The 3202-nt window shown below is 75.9% G+C and carries 2 protein-coding genes; one reads left to right on the top strand and one right to left on the bottom strand.

What is annotated here, in order from left to right; translation table 11 throughout:
* The coding region (locus ACFV6I_RS35690) for a SchA/CurD-like domain-containing protein (protein ID WP_380430069.1) at positions 1-1139 on the bottom strand (1139 nt) is incomplete at its 3' end.
* 206 nt (positions 1140-1345) lie between these two features.
* On the opposite strand from ACFV6I_RS35690, the gene ACFV6I_RS35685 reads away from it, so the two are divergent.
* Positions 1346-3067, top strand: coding sequence for an FAD-dependent oxidoreductase (locus ACFV6I_RS35685; protein WP_380430066.1), 1722 nt, complete (start codon positions 1346-1348; stop codon positions 3065-3067).
* Positions 3068-3202 lie beyond the last annotated feature (135 nt).

Below are 3202 nucleotides of genomic sequence, written 5' to 3'. Positions count from 1 at the left end.
CCGGTGTGTGGGGGGGGGGCGCGGCGCCGGGGGGCGCGCCGGGTGGCGGTGCGCTGGCGGCCCGGGGGGCCGTGGTCGCGCAGCCGGCCGAGCGCGGCGGCCTCCTGGTCGCCCGCCACGCCGAGGGCGGCCGCCGGGTCGGCCTCGGCCGGCACCCGCAGGTCGACCAGGCGCACCACCACGTCCGCCCGGTGGAACACGGTGCTGGCCGCGACCGGGCCGGTCGGGTCGGCGGTGGCGAGGTTGTCGTAGTCGGCGAGCAGCTCGGCGACGGCCTGCCCCTCGCCCGGGCGGACGGGGTACAGCACGGCGTGTCGGTGCAGCCGGGCGGAGGTCGGGGAGCTGGCGATCGCCTGGTGCTTCGCCGGCAGCGCGGCCCGGGCGAAGAAGGCGCGCGCGGCCTGCGGGTCGCCCAGCTGGCGGGCCTCCTCCAGGTACGGGTTGATCGCCTCCTCGACGGCCCGCACCTCCGGCTGCATCGCCACGTGGCGCAGCGCGTCGCCGAGGTTGCCGACCACCTCGACGGCCCGGACCACCCGGTTGCCGTGCATGAACAGCGAGGTGCGGTGCAGCCGGGTGTGCTCGTCCACCTCGGCCCGGGGCGAGGCGTAGCCGGACAGGATCCGGGCCACCTCGTGCTCGCTGCCGGGCTTGACCGTGAAGGTGAGCGCGTGCCGGACCACGCCGTCCGGGCCGGGCTCGGCCTTCGGCGGGCCGACGTGCCCGGCGGGCTCGGTGCGCGGCAGGCCGGGCGGGACCTCCAGCGGGGCCCGGGTGCCGGTGGAGCCGGCCGCCGAGGTCTCGCGCAGGATGCCGTAGCGCAGCGAGCGGAAGTTGTCGCTGACGCAGCCGTGCATCGGCTTGACCATCTCGCGGTGGGCGGGGCTGTCCACCCACTCCAGGAAGGTGTCCTGGTCCTCCCACTCGCTGGTGATCAGCCACTGGCGGGGGTCGTTGATCGACTGGCACAGCTGGTCGCTGACATGGCCGGGCACCGAGGCCACCTGGTGGCGCAGCTGCTCGTAGACGTCGAGGAAGCGCTGCTGGGCGCCGTCCTGGATCTCCAGCATCAGTACCACCCGGAGCCGGGTGTCGGAGTCGGCCTGCTGCTTCCGCTGCGGTTCGGACAGAGTTGTCATGATCCACTTTCTGCTCTGGGCCGCACGTTGCGGGCCGCGGTGGGCCGCGTCCGGGGGGTGCTCCCGGCTTGGGAGGGCGGTGCGACGGCGATCGGCCCGGTCGGTCGGCGCCAGGCCTGAAGTCGATCGTGAGCGGCGTACCGGGGTGCCGCGATATTTGCGGGCCATCCGGGCGAAGAGGCGGCACAAGCACCCTCGGGCGGGGGATGGAAGAGCGGGGCCCCCGGTCGTGCGGTCGCGTCGACGGCGGCCCCGATCCCAGCCACCGGTCCGCTGAATCCCCTGACAGGGCGGAGCAATTGATGAATCCGAAGGTTGACGACCGGGTGCCGGTCCTGATCGTGGGAGGGTCGCTGGTCGGGCTGTCGGCCTCGCTCTTCCTCGGCCGACTGGGTGTCAGGCACCTGCTGGTCGAGAAGCACGCCGACACCTCGCATCACCCGCGTGGCCGAGGCAACAACGTCCGCACGATGGAGCTGTACCGGGTGGCCGGGATCGAGCCGGCGATCCGCGAGGCGGCGTCGGTCCTCGCCCCGAACCACGGCATCCTCCAGGCGCCCTCGCTGACCGGCACCGAGCAGGAGTGGCTGTTCCGGGAGATCGACCCCGGCGGGCGGCTCGCCCGGTTCAGCCCCAGCTCGTGGTGCCTGTGCAGCCAGAACGACCTGGAGCCGGTGCTGCTGCGCGCCACCCGCGACCTCGGCGGCGACGTCCGCTTCAATACCGAGCTGCTCTCCTTCGAGCAGGACGCCGAGGGCGTCACCTCGGTGCTGCGCAGCCGGGAGACCGGCGAGGAGCGCCGGGTGCGCGCGGACTACCTGATCGCGGCGGACGGCCCGCGCAGCCCGGCCCGCGAGCGCCTGGGCATCGGCCAGAGCGGCCAGGGCGAGCTGTTCCACAACGTCAGCATCACCTTCCGCGCCAAGCGGCTGGCCGACGTGGTCGGGGACCGGCACTTCATCGCCTGCTACCTGACCAACCCGGAGGCGGACGGCGCGCTGCTGCCGGTGGACAACCAGGAGGAGTGGGTCTTCCACGCGCCCTGGCACCCCGAGCACGGTGAGCCGCTGGAGGCGTTCACCGACGAGCGCTGCGAGCGGCACATCCGCACCGCCGTCGGCCTGCCGGAGCTCGACGTCGAGGTGACCGGCCGGGCGCCCTGGCACGCCGCCGAGCGGGTGGCCGAGCGGTACGGCGCCGGGCGGGTCTTCCTCGCCGGGGACTCCGCGCACGAGATGTCGCCGACCGGCGCGTTCGGCTCCAACACCGGCATCCAGGACGCGCACAACCTGGCCTGGAAGCTCGCCGCGGTGCTCTGCGGGTGGGCCGGGCCGGAACTGCTGGAGACGTACGGGCAGGAGCGGCGCCCGGTCGCGCAGGTGACCAGCGAGCGCGCCTCGGCCCGCTCGGCCGAGCACAGCCACCCCGGGTACGCGGTGGTGCCGGGTGCCGGGCGGCAGACCGGGGTGCTCGGGGTGGCGCTCGGCTACCGCTACCCGGTGGGCGCGGTGACCGGGACGGACCCGGCGGGCGCGGTCGTCCCCGAGAAGTTCGAGTCGGCCGGGGAGCCGGGCAGCCGCGCCCCGCACCAGTGGCTGCTGCGGGCGGGCGTGCGCCTGTCCACGCTGGACCTGTACGAGCAGGCGATGGTGCTGCTCACCGGCCCCGAGGGCGCGGCCTGGCAGGCCGGGGCGCGGCGGGCGGCCGACCGGCTGGCCGTCCCGCTGGACGCCTACCGGATCGGCGGCGGCGCCGAGGACGACCTGGCGCCGGAGCCGGGCGCGGACTTCGCGGAGCTGCACGGGATCGGCCCGGCCGGCGCCGTGCTGGTCCGGCCGGACGGCTTCGTCGCCTGGCGCTCGACGGGCGCGGCGGACGACCCGGAGGCGGAGGTCGCCGGGGCCCTGCGGGCGGTGCTGAGCCTGTAGGACGTGGCCGACAACGGGACCTTGCCCCCCGGGGTTGTATCCCGCGCGCGGGGGGGGGGGGGTGGGGGGGGGGCGGGGGGGGGGCGGGGGGGGCGGGGGGGGCGCGGGGGGGGGGGGGGGGGCGGGGGGGGGGGT

Source organism: Kitasatospora sp. NPDC059803 (assembly GCF_042732255.1).
GTDB lineage: Bacteria > Actinomycetota > Actinomycetes > Streptomycetales > Streptomycetaceae > Kitasatospora.
Note: the sequence above shows the minus strand (reverse complement) of the source record. Positions and strands in the feature narration are given on the sequence as shown.

Coding starts and splice junctions, on each gene's coding strand:
- ACFV6I_RS35685 (WP_380430066.1), top strand. CDS start 1,346: ATGGAAGAGCGGGGCCCCCGGTCGTGCGGTCGCGTCGACGGCGGCCCC.